The following is a 304-nucleotide window of genomic DNA, read 5'->3' on the forward strand; positions in this document are numbered from 1 at the left end:
GTGCCGTCAGGGTCAGACCCTGCGCCTGAATGATGCCGCCCTGGCGATTGTTATTGAGGTCGAAACCGTTGCGCAGCACACCGACGGTGCGCGCTTCCAGAGCACCTTTGATGCTGGAAAGCGTGCCGCCACGGTTATCGATGTTGGCCGCTTTGACCAACACATTGCCGCTTTGCGCGATGACCTTGCCGCTCTGGTTATCGAAGTCAGCGCTGGTTTCAAGGCTCAACGCGCCTTCGCTCTGGATCGAACCTTTGCCGTTGCGCAAGCTGGCGGCGGTCAGTTGCACGCCAGCATTCTGGCT

General features: G+C 59.9%; 1 protein-coding gene. It reads right to left on the reverse strand.

Annotation, left to right across the window (positions count from 1 at the left end; all coding sequences use genetic code 11):
- The coding region (locus BK660_RS32065; protein ID WP_148057553.1) for a hypothetical protein at positions 1–304 on the reverse strand (304 nt) is incomplete at both ends.

Origin of the sequence: Pseudomonas brassicacearum, assembly GCF_003732265.1 — a bacterium.
Taxonomy (GTDB): domain Bacteria; phylum Pseudomonadota; class Gammaproteobacteria; order Pseudomonadales; family Pseudomonadaceae; genus Aquipseudomonas; species Aquipseudomonas brassicacearum_D.